This is a genomic window from Kutzneria sp. CA-103260 (assembly GCF_018263855.1).
In the GTDB taxonomy this organism is placed as follows: domain Bacteria; phylum Actinomycetota; class Actinomycetes; order Mycobacteriales; family Pseudonocardiaceae; genus Kutzneria.
The window spans coordinates 2,186,480-2,211,221 of sequence record NZ_CP073318.1 but is presented as its reverse complement, the minus strand read 5'-3'; the positions used below and the strand labels follow the sequence as shown (position 1 = coordinate 2,211,221).

General features: G+C 69.8%; 26 protein-coding genes. 7 read left to right on the top strand and 19 right to left on the bottom strand.

Translation table 11 applies throughout. The annotated features are described in order from the left end of the window. Positions 1 to 2: 2 nt before the first annotated feature. The 8 genes from JJ691_RS09795 to JJ691_RS09760 form a co-directional block, all read right to left on the bottom strand. Positions 3 to 1,517 (bottom strand): hydrogenase large subunit, encoded by a 1,515-nt coding sequence (locus JJ691_RS09795; protein WP_211768459.1) that lies wholly within the window; start codon positions 1,515 to 1,517, stop codon positions 3 to 5. Beyond that, positions 1,514 to 2,995, bottom strand: coding sequence for a proton-conducting transporter transmembrane domain-containing protein (locus tag JJ691_RS09790; protein ID WP_211768458.1), 1,482 nt, complete (start codon positions 2,993 to 2,995; stop codon positions 1,514 to 1,516). Before JJ691_RS09790 ends, JJ691_RS09795 begins: the two co-directional genes overlap by 4 nt. Beyond that, the gene (locus JJ691_RS09785) at positions 2,995 to 3,657 is read right to left on the bottom strand and encodes a hypothetical protein (RefSeq protein ID WP_211768457.1); all 663 of its coding nucleotides are present in this window, start codon (positions 3,655 to 3,657) and stop codon (positions 2,995 to 2,997) included. Before JJ691_RS09785 ends, JJ691_RS09790 begins: the two co-directional genes overlap by 1 nt. Positions 3,658 to 3,676: 19 nt before the next feature. Next, positions 3,677 to 4,624 carry a respiratory chain complex I subunit 1 family protein gene (locus tag JJ691_RS09780; RefSeq protein WP_211768456.1) on the bottom strand — a complete coding sequence of 316 codons (948 nt, stop codon included), beginning with the start codon at positions 4,622 to 4,624 and terminating at the stop codon, positions 3,677 to 3,679. Further along, positions 4,621 to 4,899, bottom strand: coding sequence for a hypothetical protein (locus JJ691_RS09775; protein WP_211768455.1), 279 nt, complete (start codon positions 4,897 to 4,899; stop codon positions 4,621 to 4,623). The genes JJ691_RS09780 and JJ691_RS09775 overlap by 4 nt, the downstream gene beginning before the upstream one ends. Next, positions 4,896 to 6,914, bottom strand: coding sequence for a proton-conducting transporter transmembrane domain-containing protein (locus tag JJ691_RS09770; protein WP_211768454.1), 2,019 nt, complete (start codon positions 6,912 to 6,914; stop codon positions 4,896 to 4,898). The genes JJ691_RS09775 and JJ691_RS09770 overlap by 4 nt, the downstream gene beginning before the upstream one ends. Next, positions 6,911 to 7,384, bottom strand: coding sequence for an NADH-quinone oxidoreductase subunit B family protein (locus tag JJ691_RS09765; RefSeq protein ID WP_211768453.1), 474 nt, complete (start codon positions 7,382 to 7,384; stop codon positions 6,911 to 6,913). The genes JJ691_RS09770 and JJ691_RS09765 overlap by 4 nt, the downstream gene beginning before the upstream one ends. 81 nt (positions 7,385 to 7,465) lie before the next feature. Continuing rightward, entirely contained in the window at positions 7,466 to 7,840 is a 375-nt protein-coding gene (locus JJ691_RS09760; RefSeq protein ID WP_211768452.1) for an ArsR/SmtB family transcription factor, read from the bottom strand. Between the two features lie 366 nt (positions 7,841 to 8,206). Here JJ691_RS09760 and JJ691_RS09755 point away from each other — a divergent pair, with 366 nt between their 5' ends. Beyond that, entirely contained in the window at positions 8,207 to 8,425 is a 219-nt protein-coding gene (locus JJ691_RS09755) for a hypothetical protein (protein ID WP_211768451.1), read from the top strand. Positions 8,426 to 8,477: 52 nt separating this feature from the next. Here JJ691_RS09755 and JJ691_RS09750 read toward each other — a convergent pair whose 3' ends face one another. From JJ691_RS09750 to JJ691_RS09735, 4 genes are all read right to left on the bottom strand, one after another. Next, positions 8,478 to 9,233 carry a hypothetical protein gene (locus JJ691_RS09750; protein WP_211768450.1) on the bottom strand — a complete coding sequence of 252 codons (756 nt, stop codon included), beginning with the start codon at positions 9,231 to 9,233 and terminating at the stop codon, positions 8,478 to 8,480. Then, positions 9,230 to 9,400 (bottom strand): hypothetical protein, encoded by a 171-nt coding sequence (locus tag JJ691_RS09745; RefSeq protein ID WP_211768449.1) that lies wholly within the window; start codon positions 9,398 to 9,400, stop codon positions 9,230 to 9,232. The genes JJ691_RS09750 and JJ691_RS09745 overlap by 4 nt, the downstream gene beginning before the upstream one ends. A gap of 323 nt (positions 9,401 to 9,723) precedes the next feature. Continuing rightward, positions 9,724 to 10,098, bottom strand: coding sequence for an ArsR/SmtB family transcription factor (locus tag JJ691_RS09740; protein WP_211768448.1), 375 nt, complete (start codon positions 10,096 to 10,098; stop codon positions 9,724 to 9,726). A 222-nt stretch (positions 10,099 to 10,320) separates the two neighbouring features. Further along, positions 10,321 to 11,787 (bottom strand): amidase family protein, encoded by a 1,467-nt coding sequence (locus JJ691_RS09735; protein WP_211768447.1) that lies wholly within the window; start codon positions 11,785 to 11,787, stop codon positions 10,321 to 10,323. Positions 11,788 to 11,982: 195 nt separating this feature from the next. On the opposite strand from JJ691_RS09735, the gene JJ691_RS09730 reads away from it, so the two are divergent. Next, positions 11,983 to 12,591 carry a TetR/AcrR family transcriptional regulator gene (locus JJ691_RS09730; RefSeq protein ID WP_211768446.1) on the top strand — a complete coding sequence of 203 codons (609 nt, stop codon included), beginning with the start codon at positions 11,983 to 11,985 and terminating at the stop codon, positions 12,589 to 12,591. A gap of 177 nt (positions 12,592 to 12,768) precedes the next feature. Continuing rightward, positions 12,769 to 13,272 carry a winged helix-turn-helix transcriptional regulator gene (locus JJ691_RS09725; protein WP_211768445.1) on the top strand — a complete coding sequence of 168 codons (504 nt, stop codon included), beginning with the start codon at positions 12,769 to 12,771 and terminating at the stop codon, positions 13,270 to 13,272. Positions 13,273 to 13,287: 15 nt separating this feature from the next. Here JJ691_RS09725 and JJ691_RS09720 read toward each other — a convergent pair whose 3' ends face one another. The 3 genes from JJ691_RS09720 to JJ691_RS09710 all read right to left on the bottom strand — a co-directional run bounded on the left by JJ691_RS09720 (position 13,288) and on the right by JJ691_RS09710 (position 17,226). After that, entirely contained in the window at positions 13,288 to 14,718 is a 1,431-nt protein-coding gene (locus JJ691_RS09720) for an MFS transporter (RefSeq protein ID WP_211768444.1), read from the bottom strand. 173 nt (positions 14,719 to 14,891) lie between these two features. After that, positions 14,892 to 16,055 (bottom strand): sulfotransferase family protein, encoded by a 1,164-nt coding sequence (locus JJ691_RS09715; protein ID WP_211768443.1) that lies wholly within the window; start codon positions 16,053 to 16,055, stop codon positions 14,892 to 14,894. A gap of 4 nt (positions 16,056 to 16,059) precedes the next feature. Continuing rightward, positions 16,060 to 17,226: a hypothetical protein gene (locus JJ691_RS09710; RefSeq protein WP_211768442.1), complete on the bottom strand. Its 1,167-nt coding sequence runs from the start codon at positions 17,224 to 17,226 to the stop codon at positions 16,060 to 16,062. A 99-nt stretch (positions 17,227 to 17,325) separates the two neighbouring features. On the opposite strand from JJ691_RS09710, the gene JJ691_RS09705 reads away from it, so the two are divergent. Continuing rightward, on the top strand, positions 17,326 to 18,225 hold the full coding sequence (locus tag JJ691_RS09705) for a helix-turn-helix domain-containing protein (RefSeq protein WP_306291359.1): 900 nt from the start codon (positions 17,326 to 17,328) through the stop codon (positions 18,223 to 18,225). Here JJ691_RS09705 and JJ691_RS09700 read toward each other — a convergent pair. After that, positions 18,194 to 18,670: a nuclear transport factor 2 family protein gene (locus tag JJ691_RS09700; protein ID WP_211768441.1), complete on the bottom strand. Its 477-nt coding sequence runs from the start codon at positions 18,668 to 18,670 to the stop codon at positions 18,194 to 18,196. The two genes, JJ691_RS09705 and JJ691_RS09700, sit on opposite strands and share 32 nt — an antisense overlap. Positions 18,671 to 18,776: 106 nt before the next feature. Here JJ691_RS09700 and cysD point away from each other — a divergent pair, with 106 nt between their 5' ends. Together cysD and cysC are read left to right on the top strand one after the other, a co-directional pair. Continuing rightward, positions 18,777 to 19,688 (top strand): sulfate adenylyltransferase subunit CysD, encoded by a 912-nt coding sequence (gene cysD, locus JJ691_RS09695; protein ID WP_442912719.1) that lies wholly within the window; start codon positions 18,777 to 18,779, stop codon positions 19,686 to 19,688. Next, on the top strand, positions 19,688 to 21,496 hold the full coding sequence (cysC, locus tag JJ691_RS09690; protein WP_211768440.1) for an adenylyl-sulfate kinase: 1,809 nt from the start codon (positions 19,688 to 19,690) through the stop codon (positions 21,494 to 21,496). The genes cysD and cysC overlap by 1 nt, the downstream gene beginning before the upstream one ends. Before the next feature lies 1 nt (position 21,497). Here the strand turns inward: cysC and JJ691_RS09685 are convergent, their stop codons facing one another. The 3 genes from JJ691_RS09685 to JJ691_RS09675 form a co-directional block, all read right to left on the bottom strand. Further along, positions 21,498 to 22,286: an SDR family oxidoreductase gene (locus JJ691_RS09685; RefSeq protein ID WP_211768439.1), complete on the bottom strand. Its 789-nt coding sequence runs from the start codon at positions 22,284 to 22,286 to the stop codon at positions 21,498 to 21,500. 101 nt (positions 22,287 to 22,387) lie between these two features. Further along, positions 22,388 to 23,089 (bottom strand): siderophore-interacting protein, encoded by a 702-nt coding sequence (locus JJ691_RS09680; RefSeq protein WP_211768438.1) that lies wholly within the window; start codon positions 23,087 to 23,089, stop codon positions 22,388 to 22,390. Positions 23,090 to 23,121: 32 nt separating this feature from the next. Beyond that, entirely contained in the window at positions 23,122 to 24,063 is a 942-nt protein-coding gene (locus JJ691_RS09675; protein WP_211768437.1) for an NADP-dependent oxidoreductase, read from the bottom strand. A 109-nt stretch (positions 24,064 to 24,172) separates the two neighbouring features. On the opposite strand from JJ691_RS09675, the gene JJ691_RS09670 reads away from it, so the two are divergent. Further along, positions 24,173 to 24,739, top strand: coding sequence for a TetR/AcrR family transcriptional regulator (locus JJ691_RS09670; protein ID WP_211768436.1), 567 nt, complete (start codon positions 24,173 to 24,175; stop codon positions 24,737 to 24,739). Positions 24,740 to 24,742 lie beyond the last annotated feature (3 nt).

The window sequence follows — 24,742 nt, the reverse complement described above, 5'->3', positions numbered from 1 at the left end:
GACTACAAGTCGTTGCCGGCGTAGGAGAGGTTGAAACTCTTGTTGGCCAACGGGAAGTCCGGGACGATCGTGTCGGCCAACGCGACCGGCAGCGCCGGCCAGTTGACGAAGCTGGGGTCGACGATCTTCACCCGGCTCACAGCGCCGTTGTCGGCGAGTTCGACCCGGTGCACGATCGTGCCGCGCCATCCCTCGACGATCCCCACTCCGGTCCCCGAGACCGTCGGGCCCGCAGTCGCGTCGCCGCCGTCGGCGCCATCGAGCAGGACGGTGATCATCGCGACGGACTCCTGGATCTCGCCGGCGCGGACGAGGAACCGGGACAGCACGTCGCCATCGGTGTGGCTCTGGACGGTGGGGGGCAACGGCGGACTCAGAAACGGGTGGTCGTGGCGGGCGTCCAGGTTCAGTCCGCTGGCGCGGGCGACATAGCCGAGCACGCCGAGGTCCGCGGCCTGAGCCAGGGTGAGCACGGCGGTGCCGGTGAACCGGTCGTTGACCACGCTGTGCTCCACCGCGAGCGCGACCACCTCGGCGACGTCGGAGCCGATCGCCGCCAGTGCGCCGGGGTCAGGCGGCCGCATCAGCGTGGTGGAGCCGGGCCGAATCGCGCCGCGCAGCAGCCGGTGACCGGTCACCCCGTCGTTGATTCGGAGCAGTTGTTCCCGGATCCGCTGGGCGTGGGCGTTGAGGATGCCGTGTCCGACGTCGTTGCACAGCGCGCCGATATCGGTGACATGGTTGTAGAGCCGTTCCAGCTCCAGCAGGATCGCGCGGCTCCTGCGGACCGCGGTCGGCACCGGGATGCCGAGGGCGTCCTCGACGGCCAGGCAGAACGCCAGGGTGTGGCCGACGGCGGTGTCGCCACTGATCCGTTCGGCCAGCTCGACGGCCTGGTCGGCACGCCGGCCCTGGAACAGTTTCTCGATGCCCTTGTGCACGAACCACAAGCGGGCCTTGAGGTTGAGGATCGTCTCGCCGACCACGGAGAACCGGAAGTGGCCCGGTTCGATCATGCCGGCGTGCACCGGCCCGACCGGGATCTCGTACACGCCAGGGCCCTCGACGGTGCGGAACGGGTACGGGCCGTCGACGTCGCCGAACGCGGGCGGGTCGCCGGCGTCGGACAGCATCGGGTACCAGCCTTTCGGCCAGTGGAAGTGCCGGACGAGACGTCGGGGCAACGGGTGGTCGTCGGGGACGATCCCGTACAGGTCGCGCATCTCGCGTTCGAACCGCCCGGCCGGGAACGAGATCCCGGCCAGGCTCGGCACGTGCGGCGACTCGCGGTCCAGCGGCAGGTGCAGCTCGACCCGATGGTCGGTGGCGGCGTCGGTGAACAAGTACACCGCGCGGAGTTGGTCGCCGTCGTCGTGGCCGGCGATCAACGCCACCCGATAGCCGGCGTCCAGCAGCGCCAGTGCGAGGCCGGGCAACTCGTCCGGGGCGATGGTCCGGGCGGTGCGGCGGTGCCCGACGAGGTCGCCGAAGGCGCGTGTCCCACGGGTGTCGGTCATGGCGCTCCCGTCACGATGGTGGCAGCCGAGTGCAGTAGGTCGGTCAATGGCCCGGTGGTAACCCCGAGTGCCGCACACCCGCCCAGCCCCACGAGCAGGGCGGTCGCGGTGAGGGCCGGGAGCCGGGGCGTGGTCGTGGCCGCGCCGGGGCCTTCAGGCGCGGCGCCGAGCAGCATGCGGCTGGTGTGGGTGACCAGGGCGGCGGCGATGATCAGCACGAGCAGCAGGGCCACGCCGGTGGCCCAGCCCAGTCCCGAGGCGAATCCGGCGCGGGCGATCCCGAGTTCGCTGGCGAACACGCTGAACGGCGGCAGCCCGATCAGCGCGAGCACGCCGAACCCGAGGCACCCGGCCAGCAACGGCTGGCGGGCCGCCAACCCGCGGACCTCGTTTATCCGGCTGGTGCCAGTGGTCTGCAAAACCCTTCCAGCACCAAGGAACAACACTCCCTTGGCCAAGCCGTGGCCCAGGATGTGCAGCAACACAGCGGCCACGGCCAGCGGGCTGCCGACGGCGGCACCCAACGCGAGCAGGCCCATGTGCTCGATGCTGGAGTAGGCCAGCATCCGTTTGTAATCGCGTTGGGCCACGATGAGCGATGCGGCCAGGACGAGGGAGGCCAACGCCATCACCACCAGCAGGGCGCCAGCGAACCCGGTGCCCAGCGCGACGTCGGAGATCGCCTTCACGCGCAGTATCGCGTAGAAGGCGACCGACAGCAGCACCCCGGACATCAGCGCGGACACCGGCGCTGGGGCCTGGGAATGCGCGTCGGGCAGCCAGGCGTGCAGCGGCGCGAGCCCGGCCTTCGTGCCGAACCCGATCACCAGCAGCGCCACCGCGATCCGAGTCACGCCGGGATCCAGCGTGTGGGCGGTGGCGACCAGCCTGGTCCAGTCCAGGCCCGCTGCGCCCGGAGCGTGCCGGGCGGCGTAGTCGAGCAGCAGTGTGCCCAACAGGGCCAGGGCGATGCCGGTCGAGCAGATCACCACGTACTTCCACGCGGCCTCGACCGCCGACCGGGTGCGGCGCTGTCCGACCAGGAACGCGGTGACGATGGTGGTGGCTTCGACAGCGATCCACAGCACTCCCAGGTCGGCGGCCAGCACCGCCAGGGCCATCGCAGCCAGGAACGCCTGCACGAGCAGGCTGTGCCGGGTCGCCGTGCGCGGGCCGGCTCGACCAGCCTGGATCTCCACGGCCAAGTGGGCCGGGGTGGCCACGGTGGCCAGCAGCCCGACCGCGCCGATCACTATCACCATGAACGCCGACAGGGCATCGACGCGCACCAGGCCGGCCAGCGCGGTGTACGGGCCGTTCGTGGCGACCTCGACGGCGGCGCCGATCGCCGCAACCAACACCAGCCCGGCGCTGACGGCGCCGAGCCATGCCGTGGCCGGCCGCCACCCGGCAACCAAGTACACCAAGGCCCCCAGCACCGGCACCACGACCGGGGAGAGCATCAGCACCGTGATCATCAGTCGTGCAACTCCCGCAACTCGTCCAGGTCGGTGTCGCCGAAGGTCTCCTGCATCCGGCTGGCCAGGATCTGCAGCACCAACACCGCCAACAACACGTCCAGCGACACGCCCAGCTCGACGATCAACGTGACGCCGGCGGTGGTCAGGAATCCGACCGTGGTGATGCCGTTGTCCATCAACAGGAATCCCACCAGCTGCGACAGTGCGCGGCGGCGGGTGACCAGCACGAAGAACCCGATCAGCACCACGGTGACGCCGACCGGGACCGCGCGGGTGGCCGGCGAGGGCTCGAGTGCGACCAGCGGCTGCGAAACGGCGTAGGCCAACAGGGTCAGCAACGCGGCGGCCAACAGCGAGGCGGCGACATTGACCAGCGGCCGAGTCTCCCGCCGCCCCGGCCCACCCCGTGCCAGGGCCCGCCGCAGCAGCCAAGGAAGCACACCCGCGCGTAGCACCAGAACACCCACCGCCACCCCACCGAGCTCGGTGGATCCCTCGTGCGCGGCCAGCACCCCGACCAGAGCGGCCAGCGCGAGTCCCTGCGCGGCGAACACTCCGATGATCACGCCCAGTTCGCGACGCCACAGCACCAGCACCGCGGTCAGCAACAGCCCGCCGCAAGCCAGATCCAGCAGCTGGACGTAGGTGGTGTCACTCACGATGACGACGAGCTCCTTGTCAGGCCAGAAAAAACGACGCCGCGACCGCGAGCAGCGCGAGCAGGAACGAGCCGGCGAGCAACTCCGGCACCCGGAACAGGCGCAGCTTGGCCAGGAACACCTCACCGATCGCCAGCAGGGCGCCCAGCAGCGTGACCTTGACGGCGACCGCGACGACGCCGCCGAGTACGGGCAGCGGGCTGGTGGTGGTGGCGATGCCCCACGGGAGAAACAGATTCGCCAGCAGCCCGAGGAACACGCTCAGCCGCATCGCCGACGCCAGTTCGACCAGTGCCAGGTCGGGGCCGGCGTACTCCAGCACCATCGCTTCGTGCACCATGGTCAGCTCCAGGTGCGTGGACGGGTTGTCCACCGGCAGCCGTCCGGTCTCGGCGACGATCACCACGATCAGGGCGACCGCGGCGAGCAGGCTGACCGGGGAGATCACCCGGGACGGGTCGTGCAGTGTCGAGGACACGATCGCGGCCAGGTTGGTCGATCCCACCCGCACCGACAACGCGAAGATCGCGACCAGCAGGGTCGGCTCGACCAGCGCGATGATGGTCATCTCGCGGCTGGCACCCATGCCACCGAACGCCGTGCCGGTGTCCAGGCCGGCCAGCGCCAGCGCCACGGTGCCCGCCGCCAGCAGCGCCACCACCGCGAACAGGTCCGCGACCGGATCCAGGGCGGAATCCGTGGTGACGAACGGGACCACGACCGCGACCACCACCGTGGTGGCCGCCAACACCAACGGGGCGAGCCGAAACACCGCACTGGTGCCACGGGGCGTGATCGGCTCCTTGCCGAACAGCTTGCGCAGATCGCGCCACGGCTGCCCGATCCCGGCCCCGGCCCGGCCTTCCAGCCTCGCCCGGACCTGGCGCATGACCCCGACCAGGACCGGAGATCCGGCCACGATCACGAGCGGCTGCACCACCCCGCCGACAACACCCAACGCGCTCACCGGGCTGTCTCCCGCCGTTCGGCATGGTCCGCGGCTGCCAGCAGCGCGGCGGCAGCCGCACGAGCGCCGGCCGGGGACAGCCGCACCATGGTCGTCGTGCCCCAGGTCGTCAACGCTCGGGCGGTCAGGGCGACCCGCTGCTGGTCAGGTTGGCTAGCCACGATCAGGCCGTCGCTGTCGTCGTCAATGAATGTCCACAGTGGACCAGATGGCAGGTGCTCATCCGGCGCGGGTAGCCGCACGATCACTGTGCCGTCGCCGTTGTCGGTGCTCATCGGGTCACCACCAGGAGGATCAGCAGTCCGCACACGGTGTAGAAGCCGTAGCCGAGATAGCGGTGCACGCTGCCGGTCGCCAGCCGCCGCCCCACCGAACCCCACGCGGCGATCACCGTCAGCACTGGCCGGTAGAACCGGCGTTCGATCCGGTCGGGCACCCGCCGCCGGTACTCGACAGCCTCCACCAGGTACCTGGACTCCCGGCTGTGCGTGACATCCACGTCGGTCTCCGGTTGCAGCACATCGTCGAAGACCCGTTGCAGGGGCTCGGCGAAGGAGGTCGCCGTGTACTCCATCCGCGCCGACAGCGGGCCGGCTCCGCAGTCCCACAACCGTGCCTCGCGCCGGGCTCGCCGCGCCGCGACCGCCCGCAGCACTCCCAGCACCAGCGCGATCGCCACGACCAACGCGATGGCCAGCATCAGCGGCGACAACGAGCCGGCCACCCCGACCAGCCGGACCGTCACCGCGTCGGCCCGCGCGGGACTGAACACGCCGGCCACGTGGCTGGCCACCGAGCCGATCGCCGGCAGCGCGAGCGTAGGCAGCAGGGCCAGCGCCACACAGGCCAAGCCCGCGATGCCCATCCCGGCCAGCATGCTGACCGGGCTCTCCACAGCGTTCTGGGCGTCGACACTGCGTGGGCGGGCCAGAAACCCGACGCCGAACGCCTTGACGAAGGTCGCCACCGCCAGGCCGGCGGTCAATGCCACCGCGGCGACTGCCAGCGGCATCGCGATCGCGGTCATCACCCCGGACGCGGGCAGCCCGTGGATCAGCGCTTGCAGCAGCAGCCATTCGCTGACGAACGCCGTGCCCGGTGGTAGCGCGGAGGCAGCCAGCGCACCGAGTGCGAACGCCGCCGTCGTCGCACGCATCGAGGTCCGCAGTCCGCCCAGCGCATCCAGGTCCCGACACCCCGTGCCGTGCAGCACCGATCCCGCCGACAGGAACAGGACCGTCTTGAACGCGGAGTGGTTGACCACGTGCAACAGCCCGGCGGCCAGCGCAAGGCCGGCGAGCACACGGTCTCCGCCCGATGCGAACATCCCGGCGGCGGCGATCCCGACCAGCACCAGCCCCATGTTCTCGGTGGTCGAGTAGCCCAGCAGCCGCTTCAGATCGGTGCTCATCGCGGCCTGCAGGATGCCGTAGATCGCCGACACCGCACCGAGTCCGAGCACCACCGCCCACCACCAGCGCTGGCCGCCGCCGAGCAGGTCGAACCCGACCCGCACGATCCCGTACACGCCGAGGTTGACCATGGCCGCCGACATCAGCGCGGACACGTGACTGGGCGCTTCCGGGTGCGCCCGCGGCAGCCAGGCGTGCAGCGGCACGATCCCCGCCTTGGATCCGAACCCGACCAGGGTCAACAGGAACACCGCCGCGGCCACCGCGGGTGGCAGGTTCCGGCCGGCGGCCCGCAGCACGGAGAACGAATCCCCCGACGCGTGCGCGGCCAGCACCAGCAGTCCGATCAGGATCGCCATCAGCCCCAGGTGCGTCATCACCGCGTACCACCGGCCCGCCTCAGCGACCTCGGGCCGACGCTTGTGCTCGGCCACCACCAGCAGCAGCGAGAACAGCGCCATCAGTTCCCAGCACACCAGCAGCGCGCCCACGCTGGCCGCCGAGACCACCAGCAGCATGGCCACCACGAACAACGGGAACATCGCTTGCGCCAACCGACTGTTGCCGGTGTGGCGGGCGTAGCCGATGCCGTAGACGCCGGCCGCGACCGCGACCCCGCCGGTGACCGCCAGGAACAGCCCGCCCAGTCCGTCCACGGTGACCACGACGCCCGACAGCGGCAGCAGTGCCGGCAGGGCAAGGGAAAACGTGATGCCGGACAACGCGCACACGCCGGCCGCCACCCCGGCCGCGCCGCAGACTGCCGTGCCCACACCGGTCACCGCGGCGCGCATCCGTTGCGGCACGACGAGCGCGGCCACCGCAGCAAGCAGTCCGACGGCCACGGCAACACCGAGACCGACACCTGTGGAGTTCATCGGCCGGTCAGCTTCCGCAACGCCTCGGTGATCGCCTCCGGGCGGGGCGGGCAGCCGGCGATCTCCATGTCGACCGGGATCACCTCGTGCACGGCGCCGGCCACCCCGTAGGCGCCGGCGAACACACCGCAGTTGCGGGCACAGTCCCCCACCGCGACGACAACCTTCGGCGCGGGAACCGCCTCGTAGGTGCGGCGTAGCGGCTCGGCCATGTTCCGGGTCACCGGGCCGGTCACCAGCAGGGCGTCGGCGTGCCGCGGCGAGGCCACCAACCGGGCCCCGTAGCGTTCGGCGTCGTGGACGGGCCCGAAGGCGGAGCCGATCTCCACCTCGCAGCCGTTGCAGGAGCCGGCGTCCACATGCCGGACCTGCACCGAACCGGCGAAGGCTCGACCGTCTGATGTCGGCCGCTCCGGCGAGGGTTCGGCGACCCGCCCGGTTCGGCGGATCTTGCGCCACAGCCTCAGCAACTCCCAGCTCCTATCGTGGTGGATTCGGGAGCGGTCACCCCGCCGGGCGGACAGTGCGGAGGGCGGCGGGATGACCGCGGCTCACCTTTCCCCGGCTGCCGTGTCCGGTCCTGGCCGGGCTGTCGAACCGGCCGGCGCACGCAGGTCTTCCAGCAGTTCCACTTGACCGGACAGCACTCCGGTCAGGATGCGCCGGGCGACCACCAGTAGTTCGGCCACGTGCGGGCTGGTCAGCGAGTAGTAGACGGTCGAGCCTGCCTTGCGGTTGAGCACGAGACCAGCGCGGCGCAGCACGGCAAGCTGCTGGGACAGGTTGGCCGCCTCGATGCCGACTTCGGGCAGCATCGCCGCGACCGTGTGCTCGCGCTGGCTGAGCAGCTCCAGCACCCGGATCCGGGCCGGATGCCCCAGCGTCTTGAAGAACTCCGCCTTGAGTTGGTAGAGGGGTCTGCTCATCGGCGCCCCTTCTCGCCGGGCGGCGCCGTGATCTCCGCGTTGCGACCGTTCGTCGTCGTCATCCAGCATTCCTCCCGTGCCGGCCTCCCCTGGGCGGCGGACTCACATCCACACTGTCGCACGGTTCAGCAGTTGCGAATGTTAGCAACTGCCAGAACATATAGGCAACGAGGGTCACGCGCGGCGACGTGAACCGGACGGGAGCCAGTACTGGCCACTCGTCACCGGCCGTGCCGAAGTCCGACGCGCTCACATGGCCGTCGCCGCTGCCGGCCACAGATCGAGGCAAGCCTCGCGCATCATGCTAGTTGCGAAAGTCTTCAAGCGTTGAGATGATGAGCGCCTTCAGGCAGGACGGGGAGGACAGTGAGCGCGTTCGTCACCACCTTGCGCACGCAGGTCGACCTCGCCGAGCAGGCCCTCGAACAGGCCCGCCGGGACGCCAACAGGGACCAGCTGCACCGGCACAGCGCTCGGTTGCTGGATCTGCTGGAACGCGCTGCGACGCACGGCATCGACACGACGGACTGGGTGCCGCCCGAGATGGTGTCCCTGGCGTCGACCGCGGCCGGAAACGGGTCCTGACGCCGGCGAACGACACGACCCGCGCGGGGTCATGATCAAGGGGTTGCGCGGGTCATCGACCGCTTCGCTCACCGGACAGCACCCGCGCGACCATCCGACTCACGGTCGGCGTCAGTTCGGGATCGTTCAGGTCAGGCAGCCACCGGGTGTTCTCGGTGCGGGCGGCCAACGCGTACGCGCAGGCGCGGAGGACGTCGAAGTCCGCGGTCGCGCCAGGTTTCGCCTGCAGTGCCCGCAGAAGACCGGGTAACGCGAGCAGCGGGTACGCCGGATCATCCGCGGCGATCAGGGGCGGCTGCCCCTCTTGCGAGCTCGGCTCGACTATGGGGACGCCGCCGCTGACCGGATCGATCACCGCGTCGGCGTGGTATGTGATGCGGCGCAACGGGTAGCTCAACGCGTCGGTCGGCTCCCAGGACACGATGTCTCCGATCCCGACGGCCAGCAGCAACGGGCACAGCGTCGGGATGGCGGTCGACTCGACGATCACCACCCGTGCCGACGCGGCCCGTCGGCCGACCCGGGCCAACAGGACCAGCAGCCGCCCGGCCAGCCCAACCGCGGTCATTTCCTCTCGGGTTACGCACGGGACGCCCCATACAGCGCCGAACTCGGCCTTCAGCCGCCTGGCCCGCGCCTGGTCCAGACCGCAGAGATAGACCGCGTCGACATCCCGCGGCCGCACGGCCGGCGTCGCCGAGCCAACCTCACCGCCGACCAGGTGGAGCCCGGAGATGTCGGCGGGGATGTCGGCCGCGGAGTCTCCGATCGCCAATACCCGCATTCGGCGTCGGCGCACGAGGATCACCCGTTCTCCTCGATGACCGAAGCGACGATCTCCGCATCGGCCCAGCCGTGGACGCCGACGCCGCGCTGGCGATCGACAGTCAGCAAGTCGCCCACCCGCCAAGCCGGCCCCACCTCAAGCCGGGCATCCAGGACGCGCTCGCGCAGCGTCGCGCCGAACTCACCCATCGAACGTGGCCCCTCCCAGACTCTCCCCGCACCCACGATCAATACTCTGCGCAACTAAAGATAATTGCAACTCTTCCCGACGTGACGTTCAGCGCTCGACCGCCGCGGAGCGCTCGCCGGCGTCGGCGAGGATGACGTTGTTGTCGACCAGGCGGAGAAGTCCTGGGCGATCGGAGCCACGAGCGCGACGGGCAGCCGATCCGGCCGCGCACAAGCTGTGTCCGGCGACCGCGTTGGCGATCCGCGGCAACCACTGACTCAAGCAGCCGCCGAGCGGACGGTCACCCTGTTGACCTGGCCGAAGGGACACCGGCTGCCGCGGGTCACCGGCTCCGCGTTCCGGAGGCGGGTGAATCCGTCGGACCGCCGGACACGGTGGTCTTGAGGTCTTCCAGCAGCTCCATCTGCCCCGCCAGCACCCCGGTCAGGATCGACCGGGCCACCGCGAGCAACTCGGCCACCTGCGGGCTGGTGAGCGAGTAGTAGACGTTCGAGCCTTCCTTTCGAGTGACCACCAGACCAGCCCGGCGCAGCACCGCCAGCTGCTGGGACAGGTTCGCGGCCTCGATGCCGACCTCGGGCAGCATCTCGGCGACCGCGTGCTCGCGCTGGCTGAGCAACTCCAGCACCCTGATCCGCGCCGGATGCCCCAACGTCTTGAAGAACTCGGCCTTCAGCTGGTACAGCGGCCTGCTCACGCCGACCACCCCGCCCTCGTCGTCATTCCGCGATCCTCCCCTGTCCCGCGACCGAAGGATCGAACACACTCAATTCCGACGGGCTCCACAGTTGCAGATCTTAGCAAGTCGTCACCGCGTCGGTGCTGCGAGAAGGCTGCTGAGCTGCGCACCTGGTAGGCGACGCCGCGCACGACCGGCATGACGGCGCCGCCGGCCGTGACGTCGCCTGCACGCGGATCTCTACGCGGGTGCGGGCAAGGTGTCGAAAACGGCCTGCGCTCGACGGGCCAGATCGAGGAGTTCCCGGTCACGGCCATGTGCGCCGTCGATCTCGATCCCGACCGGCAAGCCGTTCGCGGCCAGGCCGATGGGGATGCTGACGCCCGGCAAACCCGCTCCACTGGCGGGAACAGTGTTCTTCGCGAGGAGCAGATCACTGACCTCTTCACCCGCGATCGTGAACCTGGACCTGTGTTCGATCAACGGCGCGGTGCACGGTGTCGTTGGGAAGAGCAGTGCGTCGAACCCGCCGTGAACGAACACCTCGCCGAGTCGGCGCTGGAGTTCGGGCCGATCGACGGACAGCGTCGCGTCATAGGTCTCCGGAGAAATAAATCCCCGCCCGCCCGGCAGGACGAGATCACCCCATACTTCCCTGAGCTCCGACTTGAGGCCGTAGTAGATGTGGTCAAAGGAAACCGGGAAGTTGTTTTGACGAAGGAACGCCGAAACCGCTTCCCTTGTCTCACGAAAGAAGATGTTCCACGTCAATCGATCCGCGATCAGCGAAAAGTCCTCACCGAGGTCGATTTCGACGACGTCAGCGCCGGCGTCCCGTAGACGCTGAAGCGCGTCCTTGAAATGCGCTTCGGTTTCAGGATCAACCAACTCGAGGTACTGCCTTGGCGCATAGGCGAATTTCGCTCCCTTCAGGTCGGAACGACGGGAGGAGACAGCGCCCGCCTCCTTGGTGACGATCTGATCGATCAGCGCGCAGTCCTCGACGGTGCGCGCCAGGACGCCCGCCGTGTCGAGGGTGTGGGAGATCGGCGCGATCCCGCCGCCCGGCCACCGACCCGTCGTCGGTTTGAAGCCGACCACGCCGCACAGTGACGCGGGCACCCTGATCGAGCCAACCGTGTCGCCCCCCAGTGCGGCAGGCACGATCCGAGCCGCGACCGACGCCGCGGAGCCGCTCGAAGATCCCCCCGACACATGGCCACGGCCGTAGGGGTTCTTCACCTGTCCGTAGCGCCTGTTGTCTCCGGTCAACCCGAAGGACATCTCAACGAGATTGTTCTTGCCGAAGACCACACCGCCGGCGCCTTTGATCGCGGCGACAACATCGGCGTCGTCAACCGGCTCATGGCTTTCCAGTATTTCCATGCCGAGCGTCGTGCGAAGTCCACGCGTCACATAGCTGTCCTTCACACCGATCGGGACGCCGAGAAGAGGCGCAGTGGATCCCGCGGCGCGCGCCTTGTCCGCCTCCCTGGCCGCAGCCAGCACCGCGGATTCGTCAATGGTGATGAATGAGTTCAGATCAGCATGTTCCCGCGCCCGCCGCAGAAGTTCGGCCGAGTACGACTCGGCGGTGATATCGCCGTCACGAATCGCGGCCGCCGCTGCCGCGACGCCGAGTTCGGCCGGTTCGCGGGTACCCGCCGTCGACACCACGCCGACAGCAGCATTCTCGTCGTTCACCATTGCCTCACAATTGTCAGGTCTCCCGTAAAAAATGGCATGGATCCGCGCACCGCGAAGAGTGGCGAGGGTGGCCGTCCGCGCGGCGCGCCAGTCAGAGGTCGCGCAGTGTACGAAGCCTCCACGAAGTACAACGATCGTTCTACTTCAACCTAACAGGCGCTCGGCCAGAAGTAAACCGATCGCTATACTTGCGGCGTGGAAGCGAGTGCGGCGACGGCCGGTGCGCCCAGGGGTGGCCGCGGGGCGCGCGAGCGCATCCTGCGTGCCGCGGCCGAACTGTTCGCGAGCGATGGCATACACGCCACCGGCATCGCGAAGCTGACGGACGTAGCGCACGTGTCGACACGGACGCTCTATCAACACTTTCCGAGCAAGGAGGCTCTGATCGCCGCGTACCTGCGGCATATCGAGTCAGAAGGGACGGCACTCGGCGAGACAGCGCTGGAGCGCGGCGACCTCGGCGCGCGGGAGCGTCTGCTCCGACTGTTCGCCGAACGCCCGGCCGTCTCGCCTCCGGCGAAGGTCGTACGTGGCTGCCCCTTGCACAACGCCGCCGTCGAAGCGGCCGGGTCGCTGCCCGAAGCCGCGGCAGTGGTTGAGCGGCACAAACGGGAGTTCACCGCGCGTGTGATCGAAACCGCCGCCGAAGCGGGCGCGAACGAGCCCGACACCCTGGGCCGACAGCTCGTCGTGCTGTTCGAGGGCGCCCGCGCGCTGTCCACCTCGCTCAACGACGTGCAGCCGCTTCAGGACGCCGAAGAGCTGGCCACAACGCTGATCGACCAAGCGGTTGGACGTGCCTGACGTCGTCACCGATCGACGGTGCCCGTCATTCCCCGCGCTACGGCTCGGGATTCAGGGAGTGTCCACACCGGACGGACTATCCGCACGGCATGATCAAGCGAGGCAGACTGGAGTGAACCTGCGGTATCCTGATGTCGAGCTGTCACCGCTCGAACCAACGGGCAGAGCAGGATCGGAATGACGACACGCAGCAGTTGGGAAGCCGCTCCCTGCCCGATCGCGCGCGGCGCCGACGTTCTCGGTGATCCGTGGACGCTGCTCATCCTCCGCCAGGCGATGCTCGGGCACACTCGTTTCGACCAGTTGCGCGACGAGATCGGCATCTCCGACAACATTCTCGCGGCCCGGCTGCGGCGACTGGTCGCGGCCGGCCTGTTCGAGCGGGTCCCCTACCGCGACGAGCGCGGCCGAGCCCGGCAGGAGTACCGGCTGACCGCGGCTGGCCTGGACACGCTCCCCGTGCTGCATGCCCTTGCCGCCTGGGGCGACAAGCACACCCGGGCCGACAATGCCGGCGAGCCGCTCCAGATCATTCACCAGAAGTGCGGAAACCCGGTCAGCGCCGGCAATCGCTGCGCGCACTGCCGACGCACGGTCAAGCCCGCGGAGATCGCCTGGCTGCGACCGTGGCTCGACACAGAGCCGACCGCCCTGGCGCCGGCCGTCGCCCCCGAGAGCTGACCGGCGGCAACTACATCACGGTGCCGAACCGACACCTGACGCAGGGCTCTCGACCGGAATAGGTGTCGGCGGCGCGGGGCGCTTGAGAGTGAAGCCCGTGGCCGCGGTGGCGAGGGCGAGGACGCCGGCGATCGCCCACGCCCACCGGAACTCGAGGGCCGAGCGCGCGTCCACCCGCGCCCCCACCACCGCGACGAGCACGGCGACGCCGACCGTCGAGGAGATCTGACGTACCGAATTGACCAATCCGGACCCGGTGGCCGAGCGATGCGCGGGCAGCGCGTGAACGCCGGCCGCCACCAGGGTTCCCATCGCCAGGCCGACACCGATGCCACCGAGAACCACGCTGGGCAACAGGTCTCGGAGATAGTCCGGAACGGTGGACACGAAGAACACCCGCCACCCCATCGCGGCGGCGAAGAAGATTCCGCCCGCGACGACGAGCGGACCGTGTCCGAACCGGTGCGCCGCCCGAGCCGTGAGCGCGGTGACGACGGGCACCAGCACCGGTCCCGGCACCAGCGCGACGCCGGTGACCAGCGGACTCCAGTTCCAGACCTGCTGGCACCACAACACGTTCGAGAGCAGCATCATCGCGAACGCGGTGCCGAACAAGAGCGTGCCCGCGCTGGAGGCCCCGAAGCTCGGCAACCGCAGCAGGTGCAGCTCCAGCAGCGGGCGTTGGTGCCGGGTGGAGCGAAGGACGAACCAGGCGGCCGCGGCCACGGCGAGCGCGAACAGACCGATCGTGCGACCGGACACCCAACCCCAGGTGGGCGCCTGGACCAGCGCACCGGAGAACGCTGCGACCGCGGCCATCACCAGCGCCGCCCCGACCAGATCGGGCAGACGGCCGGTCTCGTGGCGTGGCGAGCGCGGCAGCACGGCCCGGCCGGCCAGCACCGTCGCGACGCCGATCGGAAGATTGACGACGAACACCCAACGCCAGTCGAGCTGCACCAGGAAACCGCCGAGCACCGGCCCGGACGCGGCGGCCAGGCCGCCCACTGCCGCCCACGCACGGGTCGCAGCCGTGCGGCGCTCGACCGGCACGACGGCCAGCAGCAGCGCCAGCGAGTTCGGCAGCTGCGCCGCCGCACCCGCGGCCTGGACGACCCGCGCCACCACCAGCACACCCAACGACGGCGCGAGCGCACACGCGACGGACGCCAGCGTGAACAGGACCACCCCGCCCAGGAACACCGGTCGCTGGCCGAGTCGGTCGCCCAGGCGTCCGCCGATGACGAGCAACGCCGCGAGCGTGATCGCGTAGGCGTTGAGGACCCACGACAGGTCGCCCAACGCGTCCGAGGCGCCGAACTCCCGGCCCATGGCCGGCAGCGCGACGTTGACGATCCACAAGTCCAGATTGGTCATGAACACGGCGAGCACGACAACCAGCGCGGCGAGGCGGTTGTCGCGCAGGCGAGGCGGCGTGCGGGACATGAGCTCATGCTAAGCAGCTTGACTTGCATTATGCAAGCCATCTCAATCACGACGCCGACCTGCGACCATAGCCTCGCCACCAGTCATCCTGTCGGTCCACAGTAGACCTCAGGCTGGACCGGAACCGGTCGAGCGCCCTGCGGATGCCGGCCCGGCCTCGCACCGGCCGGTCGCTACCGCCGGCCGTAAGCCCGCAGGTAGTCGGCGAAACGCTCGTCGACCTCCTCGCCGGTGAGCCCGAAGTCCGACAGCAGGTAGCGATGTGCCGGCCGGCGCTGGCCGGAGGTGTTGTCCACGTGCATGGCCGTCATCGCGGCTTCCGCGCGGTCGGTCAGCGCGAGCCCGAAATGCGCGTAGATCCCTTGCACGGTGCCGATCGGATCGCTCACCAGGTCCTGGTAGCGCACGTCGAAGAACTGAGCCGGGTCGTGGTTCGCGCGGGCGGCGGTGAAGCGGTCCAGGCCCCGTGCCCACAACTCGAACTGATCCCGCCCCAGGACTTCGCCGTCGAACACGGTCGACCAGCCGGCGCTCGCCTGCTGGTTCAGACTGCACACCGACGCGATGGCCACCCGCGGATCCCGGTGCGTCTGGATCACCAGCGCGTCCGGGTACACGGCCAGCAGGGCATCGAGGGCGAACAGATGGCTGGGATTCTTCAGCACCCACCGGCGATCGCGGTCGCGCAGCCCGATCAGCTGGAGATTGCGCCGGTGCCGACGGTAGGCGCCGGTCCAGTCCTGGCCGTCCAGCCAGGCCGAGTAGGTCGGCAGGTGGGCCAGGCACTCGTACGAGATCGACCGCGTCGACTGTCGCAGCAGCTGCCAGCATTCCTCCACCTCGTCGGCGGACATGTAGTGCAGCCCCATGAACTCCGGATGCTCCACGTGGTGCCGGCGGTAGTTCTGCTCGATCGCCTGGAACACCGGGTTTTCCGCCCAGGTCTCCCGCGGCGGACGGGGCTGCGGCGCCTCGGTGAGCCACACCTGCAGGCCCTGGTGCGCCGGATCCGCGCTGAGCAGGCGGTGCAGCGCGGTGGTGCCGGTGCGCGGCAGACCGGTCACGAAGATCGGCCGCTCGACCGGCGTCTCAGTGTGCTCCGGGTACTGCTGCCACGCGGCCTCGCTGAGCAGCCTGGCCACCAGCGCGCCGCGGAGGAAGCCGCGCGCCACCTTGTTGCCCAACGGGGTCAACCCGCCATCGCGCGCATAGGACTCCAGCAGCACCGCGAGTCCGTCGCGGTAGTCGTCGTCACCGAACTCGGCAAGTCCGGTGATCTTGGTCGCCGAGGCGTGCAGGTCCTCGACCGTGCCGACGTTGTCCCGTCCGACAATCATCGCCTCAGCCCAGCATCCGGTCGGCGACGGCGGCCCGGCGCGCGGCGATCCGCGCCGCGTACTCCTGCGGCGTGACCCGCGACCGCTCGTGAAACGGCAGCCGGTCCGGGAGTTCGTCCACCCGCACCACCTCCACCTCGGGGCCGTCCGCACGGGTGAGCTTCCTGGACAGTCGCTGCCAGCGGATCTGGAGGTATCCGCGAGCGTGGCCGGTGCACTCCAGCCAGTTGGCCAGCCCGGGATCGCGTTCGGCGACGACGAACCGGATCCGGCCGTCCGGGTCGATCCGGGCCTGGTCGGCGGTGAGGCTGGTCTGGTGGTTGATGTAGTCCAGCGACACGTACCACATGCTGCCGAGTTGGAAGCCCTGGTACGGCGCCTCCGACGCCGGCACGGTGACGATCATGGCCTGGTCGTCGGCGAGCTCGTAGTGCCCGACCGAGGAGAACTGCGTGCTCAGCCCGCCCGGGGTGGCCCGCGGCTCGGTCATCGTGTTGACCGGCAGCTTGAGGTAGAACCACTCGGGGAAGGCCAGAAACGTCCGCAGCCGGCTGAGCAGGATCTTCCCGGCGACGCCGTACCTTTTGGCGAGCACGTCCTGGCTCAGCGGCGGCGGCGCGTCGACCGCGCCGGCCCGGTGGATGCGGATCACGCCGGGCTGCTCGGCGCCCCAGTCGCTGAACACCTCGCGCACGATGAGCATCGCCGAACCGGGTCCGAGCGTGAAATGGTTCGGGCCGGCGTCCGGCTTGGCCGGGCCGAACCGCAACTCGAAGGCGCCGTCCGCGCCGATCTCGAAGGCCCGGTCGTCGAACGCCGTCAGGCTGTCGGGGACGTCGATCGGCGTGTAGTCCCCGTTGAGCACCTGGAAGCTGAGGTCGGCGGTGCTCCCCCGCCGGCCGGTCACCACGTACTCGCGGTCGTCGCGCAGGTAGGAGTGGAAGTACAGGGTGTCCGGGTTGTCCAGGCCCAGCTTGGTGTACGGGCCGGTGGACCGGACGAAGAACGGGAAGTCGCGCTGGTAGGCCCAGGCCAGTTGCAGCGACGCCCGGATGCTGCCGGCGAGGTAGTCGTAGCCCTCGACGAGGTCCTGCTCGGTCCGGATGTGTTGGGCTTCGGCGATGACTTTCTCGGCCTCGACGACGGCGTCCGCGAACGGCTGGGTGAGCACGGGCGGCTCCTTGACGCCTCGGGCGCATCGGTACAAATATGAACCGATGCGGTACATATCTGGGCATGGCCAGGCTAGAACGCGTTCTAGGAGTTGGCAATGGTGACCCGGCGGTCGCCACCGACCGACCGGGTGGTCGCGGTGCTGGACTTCCTGGTCGCCCACCCGGGCGAGCGCTTCGGCCTGTCCGAACTCGCCCGCGGCGTCGGGCTGGCCAAGCCGACCTGCCTGGGCATCGTGACCTCGCTGACCCGCGGCGGCTATCTCGTGCACGACCCGGCGACCAAGGCCTACGGGCTGGGGCCGGCGCTGATCGCCGCGGGACGGTTGGCCCGCAACGACTTCACGGCGGCGGCGCTGGCCCGGCGCCAACTCGCCGACCTGAGTGCACGCTACGACACGGTGTGCACGGCGTCCGCGGTGGTCGGCGAGCAGATCATGGTGTTGGAGCGCACCGGGCCCGCACGGGCCGCCGCCACTGTCAAGGTCGGCCAGACCTACCCGTTCGCGCCGCCGGTCGGGCTGATGTACGTGCTCTGGGGCGGCGACCGGGCACTCGGCGACTGGCTCTCCCGGCCGCCGACGCTGCCGTCCCGAACCGACCGCGCGCACCTTCGCCGGGTCGTCGACGAGGGCCGCGAACGCGGCTATCTGGTGGAAAGCCTGTCCCCCGAAGGAATGCGACTGCACTCGCTGATGGCCGGCGTCGCCGCGTACGACCTGCCGGCGCGGGTGCGCGAACTGGTCGGCGAGATGGTCTCCAGCCTCGGCGAGCGGGTCTACCTCGGAGCGGACCTGGCCGCCCGGCGCAAGCATCCCGTGAGCCTGATCGCGGCGCCGACGTTCGACGCCGACGGCGCCCAGGAACTCGTGCTCACCCTGTACGTCGGCGGCGCCCTCACCGGAGCCGAGATCGCGCGGCGCGGCAACGCACTCGCCGCCGCGGCCGACGCGGTCACCGAGCAGGTCAGCGGGCGGCGGCCCACCGGTTGGCGGTGAGCCTGAAGCCCGGCAGATCCGTCAGCGCGAACATCGCCTCGTAGGTCCGGTCGTAGCCAGTGTGGCTGATCCGCCACACGCCGTCCGCGTCACGCCGGTAGCGGTCCTCGTAGAACGCCGCACCCTGGATCACGACCTGACGCTCGGTCGCGATCACGGTGTCCAGCAGGTTCCAGGTCCCCGTCGCCTCGTCGCCGTCGATGTCGATCTCGGGCTGACCGGCGAAGTGCACGGTGATGACCTCCGGCCCGAGCCGGCGGCTCATGAACGTGACGATCTCCTCTCGTCCGGCCAATGACAGCCGGTCCCCGTAGACCGGTGTGCCGTAGTCGGCCGTGGCGTCCACGGCCAGCGTGAGGGCGAACTCCTCCCAGCGCTTGAGGTCGAGGCTGCGCAGGTAGCGGTGTTTGAGCCGACGGATCTCCTCGATCGCGACCAGGTCCATCACGGTCCTCCTCTGCCTCTCAGTGGCGCCGTCCAGGTTGCGCCATCGGTTGACCGAGAACAAGAACCTGTTCTAATTTCCTTCCGACGGGAAGGGCGGGTCGATCGTGACCACTGCATACGAGCTGTCCCCGCTGCGAATGTTGGAAGCCGAGTCGGTGCACGTGCTGCGCGAGGTCGCGGCGACCTTCGAGCGCCCGGCGCTGCTGTTCTCCGGCGGCAAGGACTCCGTGGTGCTGCTTCACTTGGCGGCCAAGGCTTTCTGGCCGGCGCCCGTGCCGTTCCCGGTCATGCACGTGGACACCGGGCACAACTTCGGCGAGGTGATCGAGTTCCGGGACCGCGCGGTGGCGCGCTTCGGCGTGCGCCTCGTGGTCGCCTCCGTGCAGGACGACATCGACGCCGGCCGGGCCGTCGAGGAGACCGGGCCGCGGGCCAGCCGAAACCGGCTGCAGACCGTGACACTGCTGCGGGGCATCGCCGAGCACGGCTTCGACGCCGCGTTCGGCGGCGCGCGGCGCGACGAGGAGAAGGCACGCGCCAAGGAAAGGGTGTTCAGCTTCCGCGACGAGTTCGGCCAGTGGGATCCACGCAACCAGCGCCCCGAACTGTGGAACCTGTACAACGGGGCGCACCGCAAGGGCGAGCACATCCGCGTCTTCCCACTGTCCAACTGGACCGAACTGGACATCTGGCGGTACATCCGGGCCGAGCGCGTCGACCTGCCGTCGATCTACTACGCCCACCGGCGTCCCGTGTTCCATCGGGACGGCATGTTGTTGGCAAACACCAGGTTCGTCACCCTGCTCGACGGCGAGGAGCCGTTCGAGGCATCGGTGCGGTTCCGCACCGTGGGCGACGCCACGTGCACCGGGTGCGTGGAATCCACCGCCGGCACGGTCGACGAGGTGATCGCCGAGGTCGCCGCCAGCCGGCTCACCGAGCGCGGCGCGACCCGCGCCGACGACCGGATATCCGAGGCCGGTATGGAGGATCGCAAGAAGGAGGGGTACTTCTGATGTTACGGCTGGCCACCGCGGGCAGCGTCGACGACGGGAAGTCCACCCTGATCGGCCGGCTGCTGCACGACTCGAAAGCCATCCTCGCCGACCAGCTCGCCGCGGTGGAGCGGACCAGTCGCGAGCGCGGCGAGGAGGAGCTGAACCTGGCGCTGCTCACCGACGGGCTGCGGGCCGAACGCGAACAGGGCATCACCATCGACGTGGCCTACCGCTACCTCGTCACGCCCCGACGAAAGATCATCATCGCGGACACGCCGGGACACGTCCAGTACACCCGGAACATGGTCACCGGGGCCTCGACCGCGGACCTGGCGCTGATCCTGGTCGACGCGCGCAAGGGCGTGGTCGAGCAGTCCCGGCGGCACGCGTTCATCGCCAGCCTGCTCGGCGTGGCGCATCTGGTGCTGTGCGTGAACAAGATGGACCTCGTCGACTGGTCGGCCGAGCGGTTCGAGGAGATCCGCGCGGAGTTCCGCCGGTTCGCGATGAAACTCAACGTGGCCGACCTGGCGTTCGTGCCCGTCTCCGCGCTGCACGGCGACAACGTCGTGCAGCGCAGCGCGAACATGCCCTGGTACGAGGGAACCTCACTGCTGCACCACCTGGAGGAGGTGCACGTCGCCTCGGACCGCAATCTCATCGACGCGCGGCTTCCCGTCCAGTACGTGATCCGCGCGCGGGACTTCCGTGGCTATGCCGGCACTGTGGCCGGCGGGGTGCTCAAACCGGGCGACGAGGTGGTGGTGCTGCCGGCCGGCCACACCTCACGGGTGCGATCGGTCCAGGGTCCGGGCGGTGATCCGGTCGACGAGGCGTTCCCGCCCCAGGCGGTCACGGTGCAGCTCGACGACGAGCTCGACGTGGCGCGCGGCGACCTGATCTGCCGGCCGCACAACAGGCCGCACGTCGGCCAGGAGATCGACGCCATGGTCTGCTGGCTCACCGAGCGGTCCACACTGACTCCCGGCGCTCGCTACACGTTGCGGCACACCACACGCTCGGTCCGGGCGCAGGTGCTCGAACTGGTCTACCGCATCGACGTCAACACCCTGCACCGCGACGAGACGGCGGAATCGCTGTCACTCAACGAGATCGGCCGGGTGCGGCTGCGCACGCAGACGCCGCTGCTGTTCGACTCCTACCGCCGCAACCGGTCGACCGGCAGCTTCATCCTCGTCGACGACGCGACCAACAACACGGTGGCGGCCGGCATGATCTCCGAGCCGAGCACGTCCGTCGTCTGGCATCCCGCCGCCGTCCGCCGGTCCGACCGCGCCTGGCCGGGAATGACCTTATGGCTCACCGGACTGTCGGCATCGGGCAAGTCCACGATCGCCACCGAGGTGGAGCGCCGCCTGGTCGCCGCCGGCCGCCCGGCCTACCTGCTCGACGGGGACAACCTCCGCCACGGCCTCAATGCCGACCTGGGCTTCAGCGCCCGTGACCGGGCCGAGAACGTCCGGCGGGTCGGCGAAGTGGCCCAACTGTTCGCCGACGCCGGTGTGGTCGCGATCGTCTCGCTGATCAGTCCGTACCGCGCCGACCGCGACCTGGTGCGGGCCCGGCACGCGGCCGCCGGGCTCGCCTTCCACGAAGTGTTCGTCGACACGCCCGTCGAGGTCTGCGAGGCCCGCGATCCCAAGGGCATGTACGCGCGGGCCAGGTCCGGACAGATCAAGGGCTTCACCGGGATCGACGCGCCCTATGAGGTGCCGGGCGATCCCGCGCTGGTGCTGCGGCCCGGCGACGGCGACCCGGCGGCGCTGGCCGCCAGGGTGCTCGAACTGCTCGACCGGGACCGCTAGGTCACAGATCCGGCAGGCCGAACTCCAGGTTGGGCGTCTGCAGGCCGCCGTCGACCTCGATCACCTTGCCGGTCACGTAGCCGCCGGCGGGTGAGGCCAGATGGACCACCATGGCGGCGATGTCGTCGGCGTCACCGATGACGTGCAGCGGCGTGGCCGCTTCCATCTTCGCCCGCAGCTCGGGATTGCCGACCACGACGTCCAGCGCCGACGTCGCCACCGACCCGACTGCGATGGCGTTGACGCGGACCCGCGGCGCGAGATCGGCCGCCGCCAGGCGCGTGTAGTGCGCCAGCGCCGCCTTCGCCGTGCCGTAGGCCGCGAAGCCCCGTCCGGCGACCCGGCCCATCACCGAGGAGATGTTCACGATCGCGCCGCCGCCGTTGGCCAGCATCGACGGCACGGCCGCGACGGTCAGGGCGTGCGCGGTCGACACGTTGAAGCGGAACGCTTCTTCGAGGAATTCGACGCTCGTGTCCAGCAGCGGCCGCGGATAGGTGCCGCCCACGTTGTTCACCACGATGTCGAGCCGGCCCAGCGCCTCCACCGCGGTACCGGCCAGTGCCGCGGCCGCTTGGGGATCGCTGAGATCGGCCGGCACGACGTGTGCCTTCCGCCCGGCCTGCTCGATCCGCGCCGCCACGTCGTGCAGCTCGTCCTCCGTGCGGGAGGAGATCACCACATCCGCGCCCGCCTCGGCCAGCGCCACCGCCGTCGCCGCGCCGATGCCGCGCCCGGCGCCGGTCACCACCGCGACCCTGTCCGTCACCCGCAACCGATCGAAGATCACCACTGAACTGTAACAGGTTCTAGTTTTGACCGGGAGTGCTCAACGGCGCGCGTTCGACGCGGGGTCCCTGTTCGGTCCACAGTAGACAATTCCCGGCACGCTCAGTCGAGCCCCGTGCGCCCCTCGGCCCAGTACGCCTTGCCCTTGATCTCGGCGGGCCGCCGCGGCCAGTTCCGCGAGTCGCGGCGGATCTCGTGCACCGTCTTGGCGTTCCCGGTCACGACGAGATCGAACGACTCGTCCGGAGCCGCCGCGCGGACATGAGCCAGCAGCGACTGGCGGTCGGCCGTCTTGGGCACCACGACGCTGGACCGGTCGAGCCCTCGCGACACGAGCATCGCCGAGACGGCACTCGGCTCGGACGCCTCGAAGACATGGTCGACGCGAGAGGTGACTGTCCTGAGCGCGACCGCCAGGGCGATGCTCGACTCGTCGCCGACGAACACGACGCGGTCGAGCCCTCGGAGGTCGATCGACTTGCGGGGACCGAAGACATCGCACGTGGCCCCGGCCGCCACGCCGCGGAACCACTCGGCGGCCGGACCGTCGGCGTGGGTGCAGGCGATGAGCTCCGTCGTGTCGCCATCCCAGCGGATCGGGGTGTAGGTGCGCAACTTCAAGGTTCCGCGCTGGGTCCGGATCTGCACCTTCGCCCCGGGTATCCAGTCAGCACCACGGAAGGCATCGGCCCGCAGTTCGACGCGAACGAATCCGGGTGCGCACGGTTCGGCGACCGTCACCTCCGCGGTGTGCAGGAACGCGCTGCTGGCCACGTCGACCAGACGCTCAGAGAGAGTGGGCACGGGTTCTCCAGGGGATTCGAACGGCGGGATGATCACTCGGTCGTGATGACAAGTTTGCCGCCCTTGGGTGTGCGGTCGCGCTCGAGCTCCGTCAACGCCGGGATCGCCTCGCCGAGCGGCACGGTGCGGGCGACCGGCAGCCGCAGTGCGCCCTTCCCGGCAGCCTGTGCGACCGCGTCGAGATCCTCCGTGACGGCTTTCGCGACGAGCACCTGATACGGCCCCGGCAGGGCACTTCTCGCGAACTTCGCCGGCGTGGGGGTGATGTCGATGATGCGGCCGCCAGGCTTGAGCAAGGTCTGCGCCGCCTTGATCGGCAGCGTGCCGGCGGTGTCGAAGACGACGTCGAACCGCCCCGCGAGTTCCGTCGCGTCGAAGTCGAACTCGACGATCGGGGCGACACCGAGGTCGCGCGCCTCCCGCATGGCGGAACCGCGGCAACTACCGCTCACCGAAGCACCGTGTGCGAGGGCGATCTGCGCGGCGGATCGGCCGACGCCGCCGAGGCAGCCGTGGATGAAGACGGCCTGCCCGGCGTGCACCTTGCTGGTACTGACCATGGCCTGGTAGGCGGTGAGCCCGACAATGGGGAGCGCGGCGGCCTCCTCCCAGGACAGGCTCGCCGGCTTCGCCACGACCGCCTTCTCCTCGGCGACAACCATCTCGGCGAACGCTCCGGACGCCTTCATGCCCGCCCCGCCGAGCACTTCGTCGCCGATCCCGAACCGAGTGACGCCGACGCCGACCGCCACCACGACGCCCGCGAAGTCGTGGCCCAGGCCGCGCGGGAACCGCCGACCGGTCACGATCTTCATCGCGCCGTTGCGGATCTGCCAGTCCATCGGGTTCGCAGCCGCCGCCTTCACGCGGACCAGCACCTCGCCGGGGCCGGGCCGCGCCGGCTCGAAGTCCTCCAACCGCAGCACCTCGGGACCGCCGTACTGGTGGTACTGGATGCGCTTCATCGTCGTCATGACCGAGCCCTCCCTTAGCGATGTCATCAGGTGACATCACCGTAGCACGCCGATGTCACCTGATGACATCACTTCGGGCGTCGACCGCCGCCGGCACTAAACTCGCGGCATGGGACGTTGGGAGCCTGGAGCCAGTGGCCGACTGCGCGAGGCCGCGCTGGCCCTATACCTCGAACACGGCTTCGAGCAGACCATGGTCGCCGACATCGCCGACCGGGCCGGCGTGAGCGCCCGCACCTTCTTCCGCCACTTCGCCGACAAGCGCGAGGTCCTCTTCGACGGATCGGCCGAACTGGCCGAGAAGTCGCTGGCCGCGCTGGAGGCCGCGCCGGCCACGGCGTCGGCACTGGAGCTCGTGGCGACCGCGCTGGACGCCGCGGCCGACATGATCGAACGTGACGGCGACCTGGCGCGCAAGCGGCACACGGTGATCATGGCCAACGCCGATCTCCGGGAACGCGAACTGATCAAGCTCGCGCACATGACGGCCGCGCTCGCCGACGGGCTGCGACGCCGCGGCGTCGGCGACACCGAGGCCAGCCTGGCCGCCGAGGCCGGCGCCGCGGTCTACCGGGTCGCCTTCCAACGATGGGTCGACGCCGCCGGCGACCTCGACCTGCGTGACGCCATCCGCCAGTCCTTCACCCAACTCCGCACCCTGACCGCCGCCGGCTGATAC

Coding starts and splice junctions, on each gene's coding strand:
- JJ691_RS09720 (WP_211768444.1), bottom strand. CDS start 14,718: ATGTCCCGCACGCCGCCTCGCCTGCGCGACAACCGCCTCGCCGCGCTG.
- JJ691_RS09775 (WP_211768455.1), bottom strand. CDS start 4,899: ATGAGCACCGACAACGGCGACGGCACAGTGATCGTGCGGCTACCCGCG.
- JJ691_RS09795 (WP_211768459.1), bottom strand. CDS start 1,517: ATGACCGACACCCGTGGGACACGCGCCTTCGGCGACCTCGTCGGGCAC.
- JJ691_RS09670 (WP_211768436.1), top strand. CDS start 24,173: ATGGGACGTTGGGAGCCTGGAGCCAGTGGCCGACTGCGCGAGGCCGCG.
- JJ691_RS09770 (WP_211768454.1), bottom strand. CDS start 6,914: ATGAACTCCACAGGTGTCGGTCTCGGTGTTGCCGTGGCCGTCGGACTG.
- JJ691_RS09715 (WP_211768443.1), bottom strand. CDS start 16,055: ATGATTGTCGGACGGGACAACGTCGGCACGGTCGAGGACCTGCACGCC.
- JJ691_RS09745 (WP_211768449.1), bottom strand. CDS start 9,400: ATGGGTGAGTTCGGCGCGACGCTGCGCGAGCGCGTCCTGGATGCCCGG.
- JJ691_RS09675 (WP_211768437.1), bottom strand. CDS start 24,063: ATGACGACGATGAAGCGCATCCAGTACCACCAGTACGGCGGTCCCGAG.
- JJ691_RS09700 (WP_211768441.1), bottom strand. CDS start 18,670: ATGGACCTGGTCGCGATCGAGGAGATCCGTCGGCTCAAACACCGCTAC.
- JJ691_RS09705 (WP_306291359.1), top strand. CDS start 17,326: ATGGTGACCCGGCGGTCGCCACCGACCGACCGGGTGGTCGCGGTGCTG.
- JJ691_RS09735 (WP_211768447.1), bottom strand. CDS start 11,787: ATGGTGAACGACGAGAATGCTGCTGTCGGCGTGGTGTCGACGGCGGGT.
- JJ691_RS09725 (WP_211768445.1), top strand. CDS start 12,769: ATGACGACACGCAGCAGTTGGGAAGCCGCTCCCTGCCCGATCGCGCGC.
- JJ691_RS09790 (WP_211768458.1), bottom strand. CDS start 2,995: ATGATCACGGTGCTGATGCTCTCCCCGGTCGTGGTGCCGGTGCTGGGG.
- cysC (WP_211768440.1), top strand. CDS start 19,688: ATGTTACGGCTGGCCACCGCGGGCAGCGTCGACGACGGGAAGTCCACC.
- JJ691_RS09760 (WP_211768452.1), bottom strand. CDS start 7,840: ATGAGCAGACCCCTCTACCAACTCAAGGCGGAGTTCTTCAAGACGCTG.